General features: G+C 61.1%; 19 protein-coding genes. 10 read left to right on the plus strand and 9 right to left on the minus strand.

The window, feature by feature from the left end; all coding sequences use genetic code 11:
• The first annotated feature begins 56 nt into the window (after nucleotides 1–56).
• The 4 genes from dctP (at nucleotide 57) to PVW51_RS10530 (ending at nucleotide 4764) form a co-directional block, all read left to right on the plus strand.
• A complete protein-coding gene (gene dctP, locus PVW51_RS10515) occupies nucleotides 57–1055 on the plus strand; it encodes a TRAP transporter substrate-binding protein DctP (protein WP_269365338.1) in 999 nt (332 codons plus the stop codon).
• Nucleotides 1056–1136: 81 nt separating this feature from the next.
• Nucleotides 1137–1658, plus strand: a complete 522-nt coding sequence (locus tag PVW51_RS10520; protein WP_269365336.1) for a TRAP transporter small permease — start codon at nucleotides 1137–1139, stop codon at nucleotides 1656–1658.
• 2 nt (nucleotides 1659–1660) lie between these two features.
• Nucleotides 1661–3136, plus strand: a complete 1476-nt coding sequence (locus PVW51_RS10525; RefSeq protein WP_114272918.1) for a TRAP transporter large permease — start codon at nucleotides 1661–1663, stop codon at nucleotides 3134–3136.
• 11 nt (nucleotides 3137–3147) lie between these two features.
• A complete protein-coding gene (locus tag PVW51_RS10530) occupies nucleotides 3148–4764 on the plus strand; it encodes an ATP-dependent acyl-CoA ligase (protein ID WP_274574991.1) in 1617 nt (538 codons plus the stop codon).
• A gap of 94 nt (nucleotides 4765–4858) precedes the next feature.
• On the opposite strand, the gene PVW51_RS10535 is transcribed toward PVW51_RS10530, so the two are convergent.
• Genes PVW51_RS10535 through PVW51_RS10550 form a run of 4 tightly spaced genes read right to left on the minus strand, consistent with a single transcriptional unit; the run spans nucleotide 4859 to nucleotide 8791 of the window.
• The gene (locus PVW51_RS10535) at nucleotides 4859–5614 is read right to left on the minus strand and encodes a maleate cis-trans isomerase family protein (RefSeq protein ID WP_274575016.1); all 756 of its coding nucleotides are present in this window, start codon (nucleotides 5612–5614) and stop codon (nucleotides 4859–4861) included.
• 10 nt (nucleotides 5615–5624) lie between these two features.
• Nucleotides 5625–6542, minus strand: a complete 918-nt coding sequence (locus PVW51_RS10540) for a fumarylacetoacetate hydrolase family protein (RefSeq protein WP_274574992.1) — start codon at nucleotides 6540–6542, stop codon at nucleotides 5625–5627.
• 15 nt (nucleotides 6543–6557) lie between these two features.
• On the minus strand, nucleotides 6558–7676 hold the full coding sequence (locus PVW51_RS10545) for a cupin domain-containing protein (RefSeq protein WP_274574993.1): 1119 nt from the start codon (nucleotides 7674–7676) through the stop codon (nucleotides 6558–6560).
• Nucleotides 7677–7699: 23 nt separating this feature from the next.
• Nucleotides 7700–8791: a carbon-nitrogen hydrolase family protein gene (locus PVW51_RS10550; RefSeq protein WP_274574994.1), complete on the minus strand. Its 1092-nt coding sequence runs from the start codon at nucleotides 8789–8791 to the stop codon at nucleotides 7700–7702.
• A 264-nt stretch (nucleotides 8792–9055) separates the two neighbouring features.
• Here PVW51_RS10550 and PVW51_RS10555 point away from each other — a divergent pair, with 264 nt between their 5' ends.
• The 5 genes from PVW51_RS10555 to PVW51_RS10575 are packed head-to-tail and all read left to right on the plus strand — an operon-like array spanning nucleotide 9056 to nucleotide 14271.
• The gene (locus PVW51_RS10555; RefSeq protein WP_274574995.1) at nucleotides 9056–11221 is read left to right on the plus strand and encodes an indolepyruvate ferredoxin oxidoreductase subunit alpha; all 2166 of its coding nucleotides are present in this window, start codon (nucleotides 9056–9058) and stop codon (nucleotides 11219–11221) included.
• 4 nt (nucleotides 11222–11225) lie between these two features.
• Nucleotides 11226–12803: an indolepyruvate oxidoreductase subunit beta family protein gene (locus PVW51_RS10560; protein WP_274574996.1), complete on the plus strand. Its 1578-nt coding sequence runs from the start codon at nucleotides 11226–11228 to the stop codon at nucleotides 12801–12803.
• The gene (locus tag PVW51_RS10565) at nucleotides 12800–13282 is read left to right on the plus strand and encodes an acyl-CoA thioesterase (protein ID WP_274574998.1); all 483 of its coding nucleotides are present in this window, start codon (nucleotides 12800–12802) and stop codon (nucleotides 13280–13282) included. Before PVW51_RS10560 ends, PVW51_RS10565 begins: the two co-directional genes overlap by 4 nt.
• Before the next feature lie 34 nt (nucleotides 13283–13316).
• Entirely contained in the window at nucleotides 13317–13802 is a 486-nt protein-coding gene (locus PVW51_RS10570) for a MarR family winged helix-turn-helix transcriptional regulator (RefSeq protein WP_269365322.1), read from the plus strand.
• Nucleotides 13795–14271, plus strand: a complete 477-nt coding sequence (locus PVW51_RS10575) for a MarR family winged helix-turn-helix transcriptional regulator (RefSeq protein ID WP_269365320.1) — start codon at nucleotides 13795–13797, stop codon at nucleotides 14269–14271. Before PVW51_RS10570 ends, PVW51_RS10575 begins: the two co-directional genes overlap by 8 nt.
• A 110-nt stretch (nucleotides 14272–14381) precedes the next feature.
• Here the strand turns inward: PVW51_RS10575 and PVW51_RS10580 are convergent, their stop codons facing one another.
• From PVW51_RS10580 to PVW51_RS10600, 5 genes are all read right to left on the minus strand, one after another.
• Nucleotides 14382–15884 carry an aldehyde dehydrogenase family protein gene (locus PVW51_RS10580; protein WP_274575001.1) on the minus strand — a complete coding sequence of 501 codons (1503 nt, stop codon included), beginning with the start codon at nucleotides 15882–15884 and terminating at the stop codon, nucleotides 14382–14384.
• 27 nt (nucleotides 15885–15911) lie between these two features.
• The gene (locus PVW51_RS10585; RefSeq protein WP_274575002.1) at nucleotides 15912–17423 is read right to left on the minus strand and encodes a tripartite tricarboxylate transporter permease; all 1512 of its coding nucleotides are present in this window, start codon (nucleotides 17421–17423) and stop codon (nucleotides 15912–15914) included.
• 9 nt (nucleotides 17424–17432) lie between these two features.
• The gene (locus tag PVW51_RS10590; protein ID WP_274575003.1) at nucleotides 17433–17972 is read right to left on the minus strand and encodes a tripartite tricarboxylate transporter TctB family protein; all 540 of its coding nucleotides are present in this window, start codon (nucleotides 17970–17972) and stop codon (nucleotides 17433–17435) included.
• 54 nt (nucleotides 17973–18026) lie between these two features.
• Nucleotides 18027–18965, minus strand: a complete 939-nt coding sequence (locus PVW51_RS10595; protein WP_274575004.1) for a tripartite tricarboxylate transporter substrate binding protein — start codon at nucleotides 18963–18965, stop codon at nucleotides 18027–18029.
• 154 nt (nucleotides 18966–19119) lie between these two features.
• The gene (locus tag PVW51_RS10600) at nucleotides 19120–20487 is read right to left on the minus strand and encodes an aminotransferase class III-fold pyridoxal phosphate-dependent enzyme (RefSeq protein ID WP_274575006.1); all 1368 of its coding nucleotides are present in this window, start codon (nucleotides 20485–20487) and stop codon (nucleotides 19120–19122) included.
• A gap of 171 nt (nucleotides 20488–20658) precedes the next feature.
• Here PVW51_RS10600 and PVW51_RS10605 point away from each other — a divergent pair, with 171 nt between their 5' ends.
• Nucleotides 20659–21693, plus strand: a complete 1035-nt coding sequence (locus PVW51_RS10605; RefSeq protein WP_274575008.1) for an AraC family transcriptional regulator — start codon at nucleotides 20659–20661, stop codon at nucleotides 21691–21693.
• The last annotated feature ends 113 nt before the right edge of the window (nucleotides 21694–21806 follow it).

Raw genomic sequence — 21806 nt, forward strand, 5'->3', positions numbered from 1 at the left:
ACCGCAGGGCAGCGCAGACGGCATTTCAAATTCATCACTCAAGGGGAGAAAAAATGATGAAGACCAAGACAGTATTTCTGAAAGGCCTCGCCGCGATCATCGCGACGGGCACAATTCTTGCCACGCCACTGGCCGCTGAGGAGGTTACTCTGCGCGGTGTGAGCTGCTTTCCAATCGGTGCCCCTCCCGGCGTGCCCTTCGAAAATCTCGTGACCGAGATCAACGAAAAGGGCAAAGGGATCGTTCAGATCGACCTTCTGGGCGGCGCGCCCGCCATCGGCAGCCCGTTCCAGGTTGTCGAACGCATGGCCCAGGGGGCCTATGACATTGCCGGCTGTCCCGAGGCCTTCTTTGGCAATATCATTCCCGAAGCGCCCGCGCTCCGGCTTCAGGAGAAGACCTTTGCCGAACTGCGCGAGAACGGCGCGATCGACTATTTCCAGGAGATCTCGAACAAGAAGAACGTTCAGTTCGTCGGCCGCCATCATGATGACGGCGCGTTCAACCTGTTCCTCGCCGAGGGCAAGGCCATCGACAAGGCCGACCTGACCGGTCTGAACCTGCGGGTGTCGCCTGTCTACACGGCCTTCTTCAAGGCACTGGGCGCCTCGGTACAGCGGTCCTCCATGCCCGAGGTTTATACCCTGATGGAAAGCGGCGCGGTTGACGGCTACGGCTGGTCGGTGCGCGGCATCTCTCCGTCCTGGTATCCGGTCACGAAATATCGTGTCGAACCCGGCGTCTACCGCGCCTCCATCCATACGGTTGCAAACATGACCAAATGGAATGCGCTCAGCGACGAGGCCCGCGCCGTCATCAACGACGTGGTGATCGGTTGGGAGAACAAGATGGAAGGCACCAGCGACTATGCCAAGCAGCTGGATGCAGAGATGCTCAAGGTGTTCGAGGAAAACGGCATCGAAACCATCACACTTGAGGGCGAAGAAGCCGACAAATGGGTCAGCATGGCGCGTGAAACCGCCTGGGACGAATTCATCGAGCAGAACCCCGAGACCGGGCCAAAGCTGAAAGAGCTTTTCACAGCAGCCCAATAAACCAACCAAACGCAAATTCCGGCAGACCGTCGCCTGATGGTCTGCCGGGCTTGCCGCCTGCAACACGAGCCGGAGAACGTCATGCCTTCGCTTATCGACAGATTCGAAACCGTCTTTGAGAAATTCAACCTGTTTGTCGCCATCTGCGTGGCCGGGTCGATCGGCGTTTTCGCAATCCTCGTCCCCCTCGATTTTTTCTTGCGCAAACTGGGCCTGCGCGGTCTGGAATGGTTGAACGAAGGCGCTGAATACGGGCTTTACGCAGGGGTGTTCCTGTCGTCGGCCTGGGTGCTCTACAAAGGGGCCCATGTGCGCGTCGACATCATCCTGACCGCAATTCCAGCCTGGCTCGGCGCCAGGGTGGAACGTGCAATTGACCTCTTCGGCTCGCTGCTATGCCTCTGCATGGCCTATTTCGGGGCCAACGGCACGCTCAGCAGCTATGCCTTCGGCTCGCTGCCGGACAAGGACCTGCAAATCCCCAACTGGATTGTTCTTGCCGTCTTCACACTGTCATTCCTCATGCTCGCCATCGAATTCCTGTTCCGGTTTCGACGTGCGGGAATGTCCGACCATAAAATCTCTACAGACATAGGATTCTGATGATGGAATGGTATTCTGCCCTTGTCCTGCTGCTCGGGATCGTCTGCTTCTTTCTGTTCCTCGGCCTGCCGGTTGCCTTTGCCTTCATGGCCGCGAACATCATCGGCACCGCCCTGTTCATCGGTGGTCTTGCGACAATGGGGGACTGGACGATTGCCTCCCTGTCGCTTCAGAGCATGCCGATGGAATTTCACGAGGCGATATCCTATTCCCTCGCGACCATCGCCCTGTTCCTGTTGATGGGGGAAATCCTGCTTGAGACAGGGGTCGCCTTCAAGGCCATCGGCGCAATCGAGCGCATGATCTCGCGGGTGCCGGGCCGGCTGGCCATCGTGTCCATCGTCGGCGGAACGGTGTTTTCCTCCCTCTCCGGATCGACCGTGGCCAACACCGCAATCCTGGGTAAGGTCCTTTTGCCGGACATGCTCAGGCGCGGCTACAAACCTGCCATCGCGATGGGCCCGATCATGGCGGTGGGGGGCATTGCCATGCTGATCCCGCCCTCGTCGCTGGCGGTGCTGCTGGCAAGTATCTCGCAGAAATCCGTGGCCCTGCTTCTGGTCGCCGGCATCATCCCCGGCTTTCTGATGGCGATGAGCTTCTTTGCCTATGTGATCATCCGATGCACCATCAACCCTGATCTGGCACCCCCCTTCGAAACCGATACCAGCTATCTGGACAAACCTCTGACCATCACGGTCAACAGCCGGCGCCGCACCCTGTGGTCCTGGACATACCAGGGCCGCTCGCTGCGCATGGTGAACCGTCTCTTGCCGACGATCATCTACATCCTCCCGCTGTTCAGTATCTTCATTGTTGTGGTCGGCAGCATCCTGACGAACTTTGCTTCGCCGACCGAAGCCGCCGCAATGGGCTGCCTCGCTGCATTCGGTGCCTGCCTGTTCTTCCGGCTGTTCAAAAGCACGATCACGATCACCGGCATCGAAGGCGCCGATTTCGGCTGGGCCGAGGTTGGCAAGGCGCTGATGGAAACGGCCAAGGTCAACACCATGATCATCTTCATCATCGCCGGGTCGCTGGTGTTTACCCAGGCGATGGCCGTCTCGGGTGCCACTCAGGGGCTGCTCCAGGCCCTGACCGCACTCGATCTTTCGGCGCTCTCGGTGGTGCTGTTCATGATCCTCATCCTGCTCTTTCTCGGGGCCTTCATGGATCAGGTCAGCATGTTGCTGCTCACCCTGCCGTTCTTCCTGCTGGGGCAAACCTCGCTTCAGGCGATCTATGACATTGATCCGATCTGGCTCATGGTCCTGATCCTGATCACGATGGAGATCGGGCTGCTGACGCCACCCTTCGGCCTGCTGCTCTTCGTCATGCGGGGCGTCGCGCCGGAAGGGATCACGATCGGCCAGATCATCAATTCGGCACTGCCCTTCATCCTGATCGAACTGGCGGTGCTTGCGCTTCTGATCTTCGTGCCGTCGGTCGCCACATGGCTTCCCAACCTGATCAAGTAGGACTGCAATCCATGTCTGCAGACACACCGCCCGTCACGCATCCCGCCTGCCATGACCGTTACGACGACGTCGTGGACGAATTTGCGCCACAGGACCGGACACTGGGGACAATGCTGCAACGTCAGGCCGACCGCTACGGCGACCGGCCTTTCGTAACCTGCGGCGGCGTCAGCTGGACGTTTGCCCGCACCGCCGAGGTCGCCCGCGATTGGGGCGCGCGGCTGGGTGCGGCGGGGATCAGCGCGGGCGACCGCGTGCTGATCCACTGCAGCAACCGCGCCGAATTCCTGCAGGCCTACCTGGGGGCCACCTGGATCGGGGCCATCGCCACCTCCGTCAACACCGCCTTTCGCGGCGCACAGCTTGCCCATGTTCTGGCAAACGCCGGGCCCAAGCTGCTGATCGTGGAAGAGCAGTTTCAGCACGCCTACGACGATCTGGGCGCGGATGCGCAGCTGCCCCCGCTGCTCTGGCCCGTCACGGCAGACGGCATTCAGACCAGCGGTTCAACAGCGCACGCGGCGGACACCATTGCCGTGCAGCCGGGCGATACCGCCGCAATCCTCTACACCTCGGGCACCACCGGCCCGTCAAAGGGCGTCTGCTGCCCGCAGGCGCAATTCTTCTGGTGGGGCATCTATTCGGCCCGCGCACTGGGCGTGCGCGAAGGCGATGTGCTGATGACCGCCCTTCCGGTGTTCCACACCAACGCGCTCAACGCCTTTTACCAGGCGCTGCTGATGGGCTGCGAATATGTGCTGCTGCCGAAATTCTCGGCCTCCGGCTATTGGACATCCGCGGTGGAATGCCGTGCCACCGTGACCTATCTTCTGGGGGCAATGGCCGCGATCCTGATGGCCCAGCCTGAGCGGCCCGGGGACCGCAAACATGTCATCCGCACCGCCCTGGGTGGCGGTGTTCCCGCCCGGGATCAAGAGAAGTTCTTTCACCGTTTCGGCATTCCGCTGGTCGACGGCTATGCCTCCACCGAAAGCAATTTCCTCTTCTACAACCCCTACCCCTCTCCCCGTCCCGGCAGCATGGGCAAGCTCGCCAAGGGGGCCCATGCCATGGTCGCCGACGAACACGACATGCCGGTCCCCGACGGCACGGCGGGCGAACTGCTGCTGCGCCCGACAGAGCCGCATTCCTTTGCTTCAGGATATTTCGGCATGCCGGAAAAGACGGTCGAGGCCTGGGCCAACCTGTGGTTCCACACCGGTGACCGGGTGGTGCGCAACCCCGATGGCTATTTCAGCTTCATCGACCGGATGAAGGATGCGATCCGCCGCCGGGGCGAGAATGTATCGTCATGGGAGGTTGAACAGGCCATCATGACTCATGACGCGATAGAGGCCTGCGCGGTCTATCCGGTGCCATCGGAACTGGGCGAAGACGAAGTTGCAACGGCAATCCAGCTGAAGGAAGGGCAGACCCTGCCCCCGCTGGACCTGATCCAATATCTGGAAACACGCCTGGCCCATTTCGCGGTGCCGCGCTACGTCCGGCAGATGCAGGCCATGCCCCTGACCGAGAACGGCAAGGTCAAGAAGGTCGTGCTGCGCGAGGAAGGAATTGTGCCGGACATGTGGGATCTGGAAACCACGGGCTACAAGGTAAAACGCTGACCCTTGCTCGCCTGCGGCCCCTCTCGACCAATAATGTCAATGTGGAACGCGGCCCGGCCCGGGTACAGGTCAGGCCGCGTTCGATCCTGTCAGTTTACAGGTATTTGCCTGACAACAACGCCCCACAACCCGGCACATGCGGCTTGAGGTTCAGCTTTGTCAGCATCTGATGGGTTGTCGCCACGGCGGCCGACACCACGGGAATCCCGCATTCATCCTCGACCTTCTGAATCGCGGCCAACGATGGCATCTGCACGCAGGCCGACAGCACCAGCGCGTCGATGTTCTTTAGGTTCGCACGCTTGTAGATCTCGGTCAGGTTCATCGGATCCTGCGCGGCGACCTCAAGGTTGTCGGGAATCTCAAGCGCGATACTGTCGGTCACCTCGATCCCTTCCGCCGTGATGTAATCCGCGACCATATCGGTCAGCGGGCGCATGTACGGCGTCACGATGGAGACCCGCTTGGCCCCCATCAGGTGCAGCCCGTCGACCAGCGCTCCGGCAGAGCTGACAACCGGCGCGGGATGGCCGTTGTCCACGGTCACCTGATGCAGGCGCTTCTGGCTTTCGCGGTGATATCCCCGCCCCATCGACATGATCGCAACCAGACAGGCATAGCCCATCACATCGACCGCGGCGTCGCTCAGCTCCAGCGCACAACGGTCGCTGTCCTTGTCCATCGCGGCCAACTCTTCCTTGGTGACCTTCTTCATCCGCATCCGGCTGGAGTGGAAGGAAAACCGCTCAGGATAGAGCGTTTCACGCGACCGCAGCATCGCCGGGATCTCGCGTTCCATCGTCAGGTTAGACGACGGAACGATCTGCCCGATCTTCAGGGTCTGATGCATGTTTTCCATGTCAGTCCCCGATCTTCACAACCGGATTGCGCAGCACGCCGATGCCATCGACGCCGCATTCGATCACGTCACCGGGCCACATCCATTCCTGCGGATCGCGCCCCGCACCCACGCCTGCCGGGGTGCCGGTGGCGATGATATCGCCGGGCTCCAGCGTGATGCCGGAAGAGATATCGGCAATCAGCGTCGGGATATCGAACAACAGATGCTTGGTGTTCGACCGCTGCTTTTCCTCGCCGTTCTTTTTCAGCCAAAGCGTCAGGTCATGCGGGTCCGCAATATCGTCAGCGGTCACGATCGCGGGGCCAAAGGGGCAATAGCTGTCCTGCCCTTTCGAGAAAATCCACTGCCCCGCGCGCCGGTTGTCGCGGGCCGAAACATCGTTGATCACCGAATAGCCAAACACATGGCTCATCGCGTCATCCTTAGAAATCCGCGTCGCGCGCTTGCCGATGATCACGGCCAGCTCCACCTCCCAATCCAGCATCTGCGTCATCGACGCATTGTGCTGGATCGGCTCACCGGTTGCGATCACGCTGGTCGGCGGCTTGGAAAAGACCACCGGTTCCTTGGGCAGGTCCTTGGAGGTGTCCAGCGACTTGGCGCTTTCCGCGACATGTTCGACATAGTTCAGACCGATGCCAAAGATGTTCTTGCGCGGACGCGGGATCGGCGCCAGCAGGCGCACGTTTTCCTCCGGCACCGCAATCCCTGCGGGCCGCGCATCTGCCGTATCCGACAGGGCCTGCTTGATCGCCCGAAGCGCATCGGGGCCGAGGTCGATCAATGTCAGCATGTCAGCGGGCAGCGCCGCGCCGACCGCCTCGCCCAGATATTCAACGTCGATGACAAGGCCGTCCTGCACGACGCCAAGACGCCCTTCGGCTGCGACGCCGTCGCGATAGGTAACTAGTTTCATTTTGGTATCCTGTATTTATCCGTTGACGACCTGATGGCCGCCGTTGTCTTCCAAAGCCTGTTCCGCGTAGAAGCCGAGCTTTCGCATGGTCGGCAGATCGTGGAACGAGAACAGGCAGGCATCATCGCCGCTTTGCGTGTTGCAATGCTCGTGCCACATCCAGGGCGGCACGCAGAAGATGTCCTTTTCCTTCCAGTCGAACCGCTTTCCGTTGATCACGGAATAGCCTTCGCCCTTGGCCACCTGATAGATGATGTTGCCGGTATGGCGGTGCGCCTTGGTGTGCTCGGACGGGCGCAACAGCTGCATGTTGGCACCCATGGTCAGCATCGGATCCGCCCCGGTCTTGGGGTTGATATAGCGCATGATCACCCCGTCATAGGGCGACCCGTCAGTCACCTTGGCGTAGTTCTGCAACGCCTCATAGGTCTGGTCCCAGCGGAATTTCAGCAGCGGCGAATAGGGCTGGTCCCATTTGTCCAGCTCTGGCATCAGCGCGGGGGAACCATAGGTCGCCGGACTGTCGTCCAGCGGCAGGTTGCTGGCCTGATAATCCTCTGGATGCACCTCGTAGAAGTTCGCCTCAAGCGCGTTGGTCAGCGGAATGTCCAGCCCGTCCTGCCACAGGCAGGTACTGCCGTCTTCCTCGATCCCGTGCTCATGCCATGTGCCGTTGGGCGTCAGCACAAAATCCTTCGCGCCAAGGCTCATCTTGTGGCCCTCGACAATCGTATAGGCGCCGGTGCCTTCCATGATGAACCGCAAGGCCGAGGCCGCGTGGCGGTGGGCGCCTGCGCGTTCGCCCGCTTTCATCGTCTGGATGCCCGAGAACAGCCAGCCGCAGGCGGCGCTGACCTCGCGCCGCTTGGGGTTGCGCAGATAGACAACACGCCGGCCCGCATCCTCGGGGCGCACCAGATCAATCGCGCGCAGAACCTGCGGACGCAGGTCGTCCCAGCGCCACAACACGGGATCGGACGTCGGCGTCGGCTCCCAGGGCTCGATCGAATTGGCAACGGTCCAAAGCGCGCCGGTGTCCTGCTTTGCCAGATCCTCGTAATAGGCCTCCAGTTCCGGCGTGTCGCGCACCCGTGCGCGGCCCAGAACGTCGTCTTTATCGGCAGTATCAGTCATGGTTTCCTCCAGTCTTGATTGGATTAGGATTCTTCGCTGTCGTCCGGCATCGGCACAGCGTTCAGGTCCGGCGCGGGGGCCGGGCCGGTTTTCAGATTGACGGCAGCCTGCGGCACCTGGTTGACCCGCAGGTCGAAAATATCGAACCGGTTATAATGGCCGGTGATGTCATGCATCTGCTTGGGCTGGATGCATTTTCCCAGGTCGATCTCGGCATAGACGATGCCTTCGTCGTCGATCAGGCCGGGGACAACCTCGCGCCCGTCAGGGCCGATGATCCCCGAATAGGCGCTGGATTTGCGCTCCAGCATATCGCGGGCATCCGGGCGGATCTCTTCCATCGCCGTGATGATCTCGTCCGAGACCGTCGAAGTGGCAGTCACCGTAAAGACCTTGCCTTCAAAACTGTGCGACATGCTGCGCAGCTTGATTGCCTCGGCCATGTCGTAATCCTTCGGTGCCACCGGCAGCGAGATATAGCTGGCGGTGTGTACAAGCTCGCCCTGCGCCAGCAGGGTGAACCGCGCCAGCGTATTGGTGTTCTCGCCACAGGCGAGCCCGCCCAACGGGCCAATTTCCGTGTCATAGACCCTGAGGCTGGACCCGTCCCCGCCCGTCCAGGTCAGTTTCTCCGCCCAGGTGGGCACCAGCTTGCGGTGCTTGCCCAGGATCGCGCCATCCGGCCCGATGAACAGCAAGGTATTGTAAAGCGCGCCCAGCGACACGGGGCTGCGCTCGTTCAGCCCCATCACCACATAGCAATTGTTAGCCCTGGCGGCGGCCTGAACCTTCGCCATTTCGGGACCATCGGCAAAGACCGAGGCCCGCACAAGTTTCTCGAACCACGCGCTGCCCGTCACCGGATCGGTGATCCAGTTCCAATAGGGGTATCCGGGGATGAACACCTCCGGAAACACCACAAGCCGCGCGCCGTTACCGGCCGCCTCGCCGATCAGGCTAACGGCCTTTTCCACCGTCCGCGCCGCGTCCAGAAACACAGGGCTCGCCTGAACCGCCGCAGCCGTGAACTTCGGAAAGTCATTCAATGGCAACATTTCGTCTTCACCTTCCAGATTGGATTGCGCCGACATGCGCAAGGGCGCGGGAATCGGCATCAAGGATGTTCGTGTCCGGGCCCGTCTGCCTGCGCGCCGCCCGTCTGAGCGGGCAAGTGGCACGACTCACCTGACTCCGTGAATCGATCATGAAGGACAACGCCGCAGCTGACGAGGTCATCTTGGCACCTCTGGCGTTATCCACATGATTCTGAATTGTTTTTTTCCTCATATTCGATTTATTCGCTCGAAGTAGAAAACTGATCGTTGACTTATTTTACATATAAATCTATTCATTACCATACTTTTTTTGGAGAGACGATGATGGCTGAACGATCCTTTGCGAAAGAAGTCGAAGACCTGAAGCTTGGAGAGGGCGACCTGTTCCGCGGTGAGGGCATTCTGGCGATCACAAAGGCCTTGCTGCAATCCGGTGTCGCCTATGTCGGCGGTTATCAGGGATCGCCGATTTCGCACCTGATGGACGTGCTGGCAGATGCCAATGACATCCTCGACGACCTCGGCGTGGTCTTTCAAAGCTCGGCCAGCGAAGCAACCGCAGGCGCGATGCTCTCGGCTTCCGTCATGTATCCCCTGCGCGGTGCAGTGGCGTGGAAATCCACCGTCGGCACCAATGTCGCCTCCGACGCCCTGTCAAACCTTGCATCCGGCGGCGTCACCGGCGGCGCGATGGTGATCGTCGGCGAAGACTACGGCGAAGGCTCCTCCATCATGCAGGAGCGCACCCATGCCTTTGCGATGAAATCGCAGATGTGGCTGCTGGACCCGCGCCCCGATCAGGCCTGCATGGTCAATCTGATCGAAAAGGGTTTCCAGCTGTCGGAAGCCTCCAACACCCCGGTGATGCTGCAGGTGCGGGTGCGGTCCTGTCACATGACGGGCGAATTTGAATGCAAGGACAACAAGCGCCCCGAATTCACCCTGCGCGACGCGATGAACAATCCCGAACGCGATCTGGGCCGCATCGTTCTGCCGCCCGCCGCCTATGAGCATGAAGTCGAAAAGATCAAGGTGCGCATGCCCGCCGCCATCGACTTTATCCGCGACCAGAAGCTGAACGAATTCTTCGGCCCCACCGGCAAGGATAAGACCGGCAAGACCGGGCTCATCGTCGTCGGTGGCATGTACAACAGCACCATCCGCGCGCTGCAGTTCCTCGGGCTCTGTGATGCCTACGGCAATTCGCGCGTGCCGATCTACGTGATGAACGTGGCCTACCCGACCATCAAATCCGAAGTCGACGCATTCTGCGAAGGTCTGGATGCCGTCCTTATGATCGAGGAAGGCCAGCCCGAATATATCGAACAATCCATCTCGACGGTTCTGGCCCGCACGAAAAGCCCGACAGAGGTGCATGGCAAGGATTACCTGCCGATGGGTGGCGATTATACCGCCGCCGTCCTGACCGAAGGGATCGGCCGTTTCCTTGAGGATCATGAGCCAAAACAGCTTGGCAACCGCGCCCCGGTGCCCGATCCCGTCCCGATCCTGACCAACCCGGTGATCGAACGGCTGGGCGAGGTTGTCCCGGCGCGACCGCCGGGCCTTTGTACCGGCTGCCCCGAACGGCCGATCTTTGCCGCCATGAAAATGGTGTTCGAGGAAACCGGCACACACCATGTCTCGGCGGACATCGGCTGTCACCTCTTCTCGATCCTGCCGCCCTTCAATCTGGGTGCCACCACCATGGGCTTTGGCCTTGGCCCGGCTTCGGCGGCGGCCTTCAACGTCAAGGGGGCCAAACGCTCGATCTCGATCATGGGCGACGGCGGGTTCTGGCACAACGGGCTGACCAGCGGCATCGGCAATGCGGTGTTCAACAAGCACGACGGCGTCTTTGTCATCGTCGACAACTTCTATTCCTCGGCCACCGGCGGTCAGGACATCCTGTCGTCCCGCGCGCTGAACAAGCGCCGCAACACCAACAATTCCATCGTGGATGCGGTCAAGGGGATCGGTGCCAAATGGGTCCGTCAGGTGGACCACACCTATGACGTGACCAGGATGCGCGATGTGCTGAACGAGGCGCTGACCACCGATGCCGAAGGGCCCAAGATCATCGTGGCGTCGTCAGAATGCATGCTGAACAAACAGCGCCGCGAAAAGCCGAAGGTCGCCAAGGCGATCAAGGGCGGCCAGCGGGTGATCAAAGAGAAATTCGGCGTCGACGAAGATGTCTGCACCGGCGATCACGCCTGCATGCGGCTGTCAGGCTGCCCCTCGCTGTCGATCAAGGAACTGGACGATCCGCTGCGCGACGATCCGGTCGCCTCCATCGACGACACCTGCGTGGCCTGCGGCAACTGCGGCGAGGTTGCGGATGCCGCCGTGCTCTGCCCCTCCTTCTTCCGCGCCGAGGTCACCCATAACCCGACTGGCTGGGACAGGTTCCGGGCCAGGTTCTCCGGCTCCGTGATCCGCTACCTGCAAGACCGCCGCGAAAAGCGCGCGGTCAGCTTTGAGGCATAGACAGATGAAAGATGACACCGTCAAACTGGGCCTGAAGCCCGCTGGCCCCGCAACAGAGCGGCCGATTTCCATCGCCATTGTCGCGATGGGCGGTCAGGGCGGCGGCGTTCTGACCGGCTGGATCGTGGCGCTTGCAGAAGCCCACGGCTGGGTGGCGCAATCCACCTCCGTGCCCGGTGTGGCCCAGCGAACCGGGGCCACCATCTATTACGTCGAGATGATGCGTCCCGGCGCGGGTGGACAAAAACCGGTGCTGGCGCAGATGCCCACGCCCGGCGATGTCGATGTGGTGATCGCATCGGAATTCATGGAAGCCGGCCGCTCGATCCTGCGCGGGATCGTGACACCCGACCGGACCACCCTGATTGCCTCCAGCCACCGGTCGCTTGCGATCAGCGAAAAGATGGCCCCCGGCGACAGCATCGCGGACAGCAGCGCTGTCAGTGATGCCATCGGCGTGGTCGCCAAACAGGAAATCGTCTTCGACATGAACGCGATGGCAGTCAGGAACGGCTCTGTCATCTCCTCCGCCATGTTCGGCAGCCTTGCCGCGTCAGGCACCCTGCCTTTTGAGCGGGAGGCCTATTACGATGTGATCCGCAAGGGCGGCAAGGGCATCGAGGCCAGCATCCGCGCCTTTGACGCCGCCTATGACCGGACCACAAACGGCACAGACCCGGAACCGACCGATGCGGCAGACACCGCCACCCCCGTTGCCGCACTGCCTGACAGCTTGCGCGACAAACGGGCCAACGCCCTGCTCACCCGTCTGCGTGCGGAACTTCCCGAACAGGCCCATGCCATGGCCTATCTGGGTCTGCAAAAGGTCGTCGATTTTCAGGATGCCGCCTATGGCGCTGAATATCTCGATATCCTGCGCGATCTCACCAAGTCGGACAGCGCGGCAAATGGCGCCGAACACGGCTTTGCCTTCACCGCAACCGCTGCCAAATACCTTGCCAATGCGATGGCATATGACGACGTCATCCGCGTCGCCCGCATCAAGACGCAAAGCGCACGGCGCCAGCGCGTGGCAGATGAAGTCGGCCTGCAGGACGGTCAGGTCCTCAACACCACCGAATTCATGCACCCCCGCATGGAAGAAGCCGCATCAACCCTGCCCGCCGGGCTGGCCACCTGGCTGAAATCGCGCAAATCCCTCTATGCCTGGCTGGACCGCCGCATCAACAAGGGCCGCCGCGTGCACACCTACCGCCTGACCGGGTTCCTGCCGCTGCATTTTGTCGGTGCGCTCAAGGTGATACGCCGCAAATCCCTGCGCCACAAATCAGAAGTCGCCCACCGCGATGCCTGGCTGGCCGATGCCTCGCAGGCGCTGGCGCGCAACTATGATCTCGGCATCGCGATGCTCACCTTCCGCCGCCTGATCAAGGGCTATTCAGACACCCATGTCCGGGGGCATTCCAAGTTCGACAAGGTCATGCAGACCACAAAGTCCATCGCGGCCCGCGATGACGCAGCGGAATGGGCGCAACGTCTTTTGACTTCTGCGATCAAGGATCCGTCCAGCAAGGATCTGGACGGCACGATCATGACAATTGAAAGTTTTTCGAGCACATGAACAAGATCGACAAACCCGCGCCGTTTCCCCGTCCTCTGGATCGTGCGGATATCCCGTTTCCCGGCTGGAGCTACAAGCACATATTCCGCCACGGCCAATGCGACCCTGCGGGCATTGTCTATACGCCCGAATTCTTCAACGTGTTCAACCACGCCATCGAAGCATGGTTTTCCGACTGCCTTGGCCTTTCCTATTATGATTTCCTCGGCCCCCGCCGCACCGGGCTGGGTTATGTCAACGCCCATGCCGAATTCTTCTCGCCGGTCAAAATGGGCGAGGAAGTCGAATATTTCATCCGGGTCTCCAGGATCGGCAGCAAGTCTTACGCGCTGGAACTGAACGCGATGCTTGGCGAGACAGAGGCCCTACGCGGGCTCTTTACAACCGTGACCACCTGCCTGGACACGCATTCATCCATCGACATACCAGCCGACCTGAGAGGTGCATTGAACCAATATGTATTCTCGGATAATGCCTAGTATGTAAAAATATGGAAATGCAGATAGATCGATGATGGCCCGTGACCCGGCTCAGGATAGTTCAAAACACCGCAAGGACGACACCCGGCTCTGGCTCAGCGTGCTGGATGTCTATAATTTCGTCTATCCCGAAGTGAACCGGCAGCTCAAGGAGCAGACGGGCATCAGCGTTTCGAAATTCGATGTGCTTGCACAATTGGCCCGCTACCCCGACGGTCTGAGCATGGGCGAACTTTCGGCCAGGCTCAAGGTCAGCAACGGCAATGTCTCCGGCCTGGTCAACAGGCTGCGCAAGGACGAACTGGTGGACAAATCCATGTCGGCTGATGACAGGCGCTCCTTTGTCGCCGTGCTGACACCCGCAGGTCGCCAGCGGTTCGAGGAAGCAGCGGCCGTTCACGCCGACGTCCTGGCAAAATGTTTCCTGCATCTCGACGCCAAGAACCTTGCGGAAACCACCGCCATGCTGAAATCGATCATCAAGAAACCAGGCGGCAAGGCTCCGACAGACAATGACTAAGAAAAGTGATGACCTCGGCTTTCCCTTCAAAACGCCGGAACAACTGTCGCAATACCTGCCCTATCTCATGACGCGGCTGACCAACCGCTGGCAGGTCAAACAGGATGCAGACCTCAAGAACATTGGCATCCAGGGTGCGACGATGCGGATCATGGCCTGCCTCGCCGCGTATAAGCAACTTACGGTAAACGAAGTCTCCGTGCTGTCGGTGACAGAACAATCCACTGTCAGCAGGCTGGTCGAGCAGCTTGTCACAGCCGGCCTGGCGCAGCGCGAAATCGACGCATCCGACCAGCGTGTGCGCCGCGTTTCACTGACCGCCAAGGGCCGCAAAAAGCTCAGGGAAACGGCGCCGCTGGTCAACGCGAACTATCATCACATGACCGACGGCATTGACCCGGCGCAGCTGGCCGTCTGTGTTGAAGTGATGCAGGCGATGCTGAAGAAAATCCGCGTTCACGACCTCTGAAAGGCCGCTCAGGAAAACCGCGCCGATTGTGATACGCCGCAGTCAGCATGTTGTCAGATCATGGGTGCCGCAGGCCCCGCCCACCCATTGTGAACGGGGCCTGAGCCGCCTCAGCTATAGGCGACACAGACCGATTTGGTCTCAAGGTAGTTGTCCAGGGCGCCTGTTCCGTGCTCCCGCCCGATGCCTGATTGCTTGAACCCGCCAAAAGGCATGTTCTGATCGGGGATGTTGTGGCTGTTGACCCAGACCGTCCCGGCCTGCACCTGCGGCACCAGCTTCATCACCCGGTTGATGTCGCGAGTCCACAGCGACGCGCCAAGCCCGTAGCGGGTGTCATTGGCCATCGCGATGGCCTCTTCTTCGGTCTCGAAGGGGGTGATTGTCGCCACCGGGCCAAAGACCTCGTCCTGCATGATCGCGGTATCTGAACGCGCATCCGCAAAAAGCTGTGGTGCCACGTAGTACCCCTGCCCCGGTGCGGCGATGTCCAGCAGGGGCGTTGCCCCGTCAGCGATACCCCGGGCAATCATCCCCTTCACATGATCAAAATGTTTGGCCGACACCACCGGGTTGATCTGGTTGGCCGGGTTCATCCCATCCCCGATTGGCAGCGACGATGTAATCGCCTTGAGCGTCGCCACAGCTTCCTCATAGATGCCCTTCTGCACATAGATGCGCGCCCCGGCACAGCAGGTCTGGCCCGAGTTGAAGAACATGCCGATGCCTGTCGCGGGCCCCAGCAGGTTCAGGTCCATATCGTCAAAGAACACCATCGGGGCCTTGCCGCCCAGTTCCAGCGTCACCGGCTTGACGGTCTCCATCGCCTTGGTGCCGATCTTCTTGCCGACCTCGGTCGACCCGGTAAAGGTGATCTTGTCCACACCGGGATGCTGCACCAGCGCGGCGCCCGTGGCCCCATCCCCGGTGATGACGTTGACCACCCCATCGGGAAAGCCCGCCTCCCGCGCCAGTTCCGCAAAGCGCAGCGAGGTCAGCGGCGTCTCCTCCGCCGGTTTCAGCACCACGGTACAGCCTGCCGCCAGCGCCGGGGCCACTTTCCACACACACATGTTCAGCGGGAAGTTCCACGGGGTGATCGCCGCGACAACGCCAACCGGCTCCTTGCGGGTATAGGCGGTGTAACGCGTCCCCGGCGGCACGGCGATTGAGACGTCAAAGGTCTCGCCCCGGATCTTGGTGGCCCAACCGGCCATGTACCGCAGATATTCAGCCGAGGACGCCACTTCGACCAGACGCGACAGCATGATCGACTTGCCGTTTTCCAGCGTTTCAAGCTGTGCCAGTTCCTCGCCGTTCTCCTCGATCAGATCGGCAAGCCTCAGCATCAGCCTTGTCCGCTCCGAACCCGGCATCCCGCCCCAGGCGCCTGCCATCGCCGCCCTGGCGGCCAGCACGGCGCGGTCCACATCGGCTTCCGATGCCGTCGGAACCTGTGCCAGAACCGATCCGTCCGCCGGGTTGAAGACATCAAAGCCGGGCGCCTCACCGCCAACGCTTTGCCCGTTGATCAGCATCTTCGGGGCCTTGAGAAAGGCTGTCACATCGGAGCTGATGCCACTGGGGGCCTGATCCGGAATTCCGATACGCATGAAATATCTCCTCGTGATGGGCCTGTTTCAGGCCTTGTTCTGGTGGGGTTTGTTGGATTCTTCGTGCCGCGCGCGCAGATCACGGATCGAGGTCCGGATGCTTTGGCCAACGATGACAATGATGGCGAGCACCAGCAGGGCCGCAATCGGGCGGTTGACGAAATCAAGCAGAGAGTCGATGCGACCCATCGAGGCGCGCAGTTTGACCTCCATGATCCCGCCCAGAACCATGCCGAGGATGATCGGCACCGTGGGCAGGTTCAGACGTTTCAGGATCAGGCCGAACACCCCGAACCCCGCCGCAATCATGCAGTCCATCGCGGAATTGCGCAGCGAATAGACGCCGACAAAGCTGAGCACCAGGATCGCCATCCCCAGAAAGCGCGTGGGGATGCGGATGATCCGGATCAGCAGATTGGACGACACCACCATCCAGAGGATCACGATCACATTGAGCAGCAGCAGCGACAGATAGAGGGCGTAGACAAAGTCGAGCTGGTTCTGGAACAGCCCCGGCCCCGGCACGACATTGTGCACATAGAAGACCGACAGCATCATCGCCGTCAGCGCCTCGCCCGGAATGCCGAGGGCCAGCAGCGGGATCATCGCGGCAGCAGGCACCGCGTTGTTCGCGGATTCAGAGGCAACCAGCCCCTCCGGGCTGCCGCGCCCGAACATTTCCGGCGTCTTGGACCGTTTGCGCGCGGCGGTGTAGCTGAGGAATTGCGCGGTAAATTCGCCCACCCCCGGAATGATCCCCATCAGAACGCCAAACCCGCCACCCGTCGCCGCCGTGCGCCGGTATTTCCAGATCTCGCACATGGCCCTGAACATGGACCCAGACACAGGCTGCGCATCCGGCGCGCTGTCAGGTTCGACAATCAGTTGAAAGGCCTGGCTGAGGGCAAAGAGCCCAAGCACGACAACAATCAGATCCAGCCCCGAGGTCAGCCAGTCCAGGCCGAAGGTATAGCGCATGGTATAATTGACCGGCTCCATCCCGACCGATTGCAACAGGATGCCAAGACCGGCGAGCATCCCGGCCGCCGCCATCTGCCCCTTGTGCGCGATGATCACCAGAATGATGCCCAGGAGCGCCGCCAGGAAAATCTCGCGCGAGCCGAACATCGGCGCGACCTTGGCCAGCACCGGCGACAGCAGGATCAGAATGAGGATCGACAGGACCGCCCCGAAAAAGGACGCGCCATATGCCAGCCCAAGCGCGCGCAGCGCCTCGCCCCGCTTGGTCATCGGGTAGCCGTCATAGGTGGTCAGCGCATTCACCGCCGTGCCCGGCGTGTTGATCAGGATCGCGGGCAGCGAACCGCCATACATGGACGAGCCATAGATCCCCAGCAGCAACGTCAGGCCGACAAGCGGTTCCATCGAGAATGTCGCGGGCAACAGGATGGCAATCGCCACCGCCGGCCCGACACCGGGAATGGCGCCGATCACAACGCCGCCGATCGACCCGATCAGAAGTGCCACAAGAACCGGCCAGCTGAACATCAGCTCAACGGCTTGAATAATCGTCTCCATGACGCGCTCCTAGAAGTTGACCATGACGAAAGACCGGATGCCGTCCGGCAGATACTGATAGACCGCACCGGCAGGCAGCTTCACGCCCAGCCCGGTCTTGAAGACAAGCACCGTCACCAGCGCCAGCCCCGCCGCCGCGCCCAGCATCTGCAGGGACCGGTATCCGGCCCGAAATGTCAAAAGCAGCGCGAACAGCAGCGTCGCAGGCAGGTAACCGATCACCGGCACGGCGGTGACATAGACAATGAACCAGACCACGAATTCGAGGGATCGCGCCCAGACGATGACCTCTTTCAACCGCCCCGGCAGCCGGGGCGCATTCCAGGTGCAGACAAAGTGGATGGCCCCGAAAACCACCATCATGACAACACCAACCGTCGGCCAGAACCCCGGTTCCTCCACCAGAGATTTCTTGCCCAGAAACTGCGCCTGCCAGGGCACCGCCACCAGACAGGCCAGCGCAAGAACAAGAAAGCCGGCCGCAAAGATCAGGTCACCCGGCTTGCGCTCGCGACGAAACAGGGCGAGGAAATTCAGAACCCGCTGCATTGCATGTCTCCGCAATATGATCGGGCCGACACCTCAGTGCCGGCCCCGCTTGCCTTACTCTCCGAGGAAATCCGCGATCCGCTGCATCGTGGCCGCGTCTTTTTCCATCTGCTCATTGGAGGCATCGAACCCAAGCCAATAGATTTCGGCCCCGGTGTCTTCCGCCACCTTCTTGGCAGCATCCGACGCCAGCACTTCCTGCGCCACCCCGGCGATGACATCACGCACCTCCTGCGGGGTATCCTCGTGCACGAACAGGCCGTTCCAGGTCGAGAACCCCAGTTCGGGATAGATTTCGGCAGCGGTCGGCACCTCGGGCAACAGCGGGATGCGCGCATTCGTGACGCTCATCAGGATCTTCAGCTCATCCAGGCAGGGCCGGATCAGCTGCAGCGTGGTGTTGATCACATCCACATCGCCGGAGGCCAGCGTGTTGCAATCCAGCGCATCGAAAGCGGTGTCCGCCGAATAGGAAAAATCCAGCGCCTTGGCCATTGCCAGAGTATGGCGTGCCGGGCTGGTGACATCGCCGAAATGGCCCAGCGTCACATCGTTTTCACGGGCGTAGGCGGCCAGTTCTTCCATCGTGGAATAGGGCGCATCACCAGATGCCGCCAGGACAAAGGGATAGCTGAGGAAAATGCCCACCGGTTCAAACGGGTTGCCCTCCAGCGGCGGGATGCCGATATAGGGCCCCACCATCGGAACGTCGATCACGAAAGACCCGATGGTGTAACCATCCGCCGGGGCCAGCGCCACTTCGACCGCGCCGGGAAACGGGCCACCGCCACCACCGGGCTTGTTCACCACGGCCGCAGGCACATCGTATTTCTTCTGCAACCCATCCGCGATCATCCGGGTCAGGATGTCTTCAAGATCACCGGGCGGCCAGGGCACGATGAATTCCACCGGCTTTTCGGGGTATTCCGCCGCAGCGGCAATGGGCAGCGCCGATACAAGAGCGGCAAGGCTGATTTGTACAAATTTGTTCATGTTCTGGTTTCCCTGTTGTTTGTTTCTCCCGATCCTGGGAGTTTTTCTTCCTGGTCTTCGACTTCGGTTTCTTGCCTCACCCCCGTTCCCGACCCGATAGGAACACGGGCCGGGATCGGGGAGAAGGATTGTCAGGATGGCCGGGCCATCGCAGTCATTTCTCTGCCTCAAAGCGGGCGCAGGCCTTGGTCAGCGCCTCTGTGATGATGTCGATCTCCGCCTCTTCGATGACCAGCGGCGGCGACAGGATGATGACATTGCCCGCAGGGCGGACCATCGCGCCCTCTTCGCGCGCGAATGTCGCGATGCGTTCGACCACCCCGGTGCCGGGGTCCATCGGCGTGCGCGCCTCCTTGTCGGATACGAAATCAAGCCCCACCATCAGGCCCTTGCCGCGCACTTCACCAACGATTGAAGATGTCTCTGCCAGGGGCCGCAAACCCTCGATCAGCCGCTTGCCCATGCGGGCCGCATTGCCCGGCAGATCCTCTTTCTCGACAATGTCCAGACAGGCCAGCGCGGCGGCACAGGCAACCGGATGACCGGAAGAGGTGAACCCGTGCATGATCATGCCTTCCGGGCTGAATTCCTTGTACCAGGCATCCGCCACCCGCTTGTTTAGGGTCGTGGCACCCAAAGGCACGTAGCCCGATGAGATCCCCTTGGCCAGACACATGATATCGGGCTTCACGCCCCAGCCCCGCGCCCCGAACATCGAACCGGAACGGCCAAAGCCGGTGACCACCTCGTCGGAAATCAGCAGGATTTCGTATTTGTCGCAAAGCGCACGCAGCGCCGGCCAGAATGACGCGGGCGGTACGATGACGCCCCCTGCCCCCTGCACCGGTTCCGCGATAAAGGCAGCAATGGTATGCGCGCCCTGGAACATGATCGTGCGCTCAATCTGCGTGATGATTGCTGCGCAGAGCGTTTCGGGATCTTCGGAATAGGGATTGCGATAGGTCCAGGGGCTGTCGATGTGAAAGCAGCCCGCCAGCAGCGGCTCATAGGCACTGCGGTAATAGGAATTGCCGTTCACCGACATCCCGCCGAAATGCACACCGTGATACCCCTGTTTCAGGGACAAGAACTTGGTCCGCTGAGGTTGCCCCTCAAGCTGCCAGTACTGGCGGGCCAGTTTCAGCGCGGTCTCCACCGCATCCGACCCGTTGGCGGAAAACATCACCTTGGAGACATCTTCCGCCGTCGCCATCTCGCAGACCTTGGCCGACAGCTCGATCGAGGGCGGCGTGGCGGTCCCTGCAAAGGAAGAATAATAGCTGATCTTGTCCATCTGTTCGGTGATGGCGGCTTTCACCTCCGCCCGGTTATGGCCGACATTCACGTTCCACAACCCGCCCAGACCATCGACCAGACGTGTGCCGTCGATATCCGTGACATAGCAGCCATCGCCATGGGTGATGATCTGCGGCGGATGCTCTGCGCTCATGATCGGATGGGTCATCGGATGAAACTGATGCCGTGTGTTCTGCTCGCGCAGGAAGTTCTCATTGTCGCGCATCGCGCCTTCTCCCAGTCTGTGCACCGCGGCGCCGCACCTGTGTGGCCGCTTCGGTCTATTGGCTCCCGCTCTTCGGGGTCGAGAAACAGACTGGCGGCATGGGATGCGACGATCCATTGCGTTAAACGCCAGAAATCTGATAATATGCGCCAAACCTGAAAGTCTGGCCCGATGAAACGTGAAACCCTTCCGCCGACTGCGCGGTTCTCCTCGGTCCGCGCCTCTTTCCTGACGGCGCTGGTCTCCCGGTTCGAGGCCACGGGCACCAAGGCCCAGCCCCTGTTGAACCGGACCGGCATCACCCTTGCGCAGCTGAACGACCCTTACGGCGCTATTCCCCTGCCGCAATTCGTCGAATTTCTGGAAGCTGCCGCACTTGAGACAAGGAACGACAATATCGGCGCGCGCATCGGCGCGCAGCTGACGGCCAGTGACATGGGGCCCGTCGGCATCGTCCTGTCCCTGTCGGAAAACATCGAAACCGGCATCACCCGCTTTGCAAGTTACGCCAATGCCCTGCAGGACGGCGCCGAGACCCAATGGATTCAGCAGGGCGACTCCTGGGTCTTTACCTACCGCCTGAAGGATCCGAACATCTGGCCCCGGCGACAGGATGCGGAATGTTCGCTGGTGTCGCTGGTGCAGGTCGTGCGCGACAACTTCAAATCCAGATGGGCACCGCAGGAGGTTCATTTCGAACACGACAGCCCCGCTGATCCGCGCCCGCTGGAACGTTTCTTTCGCTGCCCGGTGCGGTTTTCCCAACCCTTCAACCGTTTCATCGTCGACAGGGGCGCATGCCTGACCAACGTGCGCACCGAAGACCAGGCCCTGCTGGCCGCGCTGGAACGCCATGTGGAAGAGATCATCGGCGCGGTCGCACCAGTGCAGAACATCAGTGAATCGGTGACCGCCGTGATCCACGCAAGCCTTGGCATTTCCCCCGTCACGGTGGATCACGCCGCCCGCGCATTGTCGACCACGCCCCGCAGTTTGCAACGGCACCTGAAAGAAGCAGGCACAAGTTTCCGCACCCTGCTGGAAACCACGCGCCGCGAACGGGCGCAGATGCTGCTGTCACAACCGCAGGCAAAGGTCGCGCAGGTGGCGGACGCCCTGGGATACGCCGATGCAACCGCCTTCTGGCGCGCCTGGCACAAATGGACCGGAACCGCACCTTCTGCGCACAGGCACCCGCGCCGATAGACAGAGATCTGGTCTGCCCGGCAATGCTAGGTCGTGTTGACATTCATTGTCGCCCACCCGCGCGAGACGGATTTTGCCGCTGGCGCCCTGATGTGAGCGCAGCAATGTGATCA

Source organism: Sulfitobacter sp. PR48, from assembly GCF_028807335.1.
Lineage (GTDB): Bacteria > Pseudomonadota > Alphaproteobacteria > Rhodobacterales > Rhodobacteraceae > Sulfitobacter.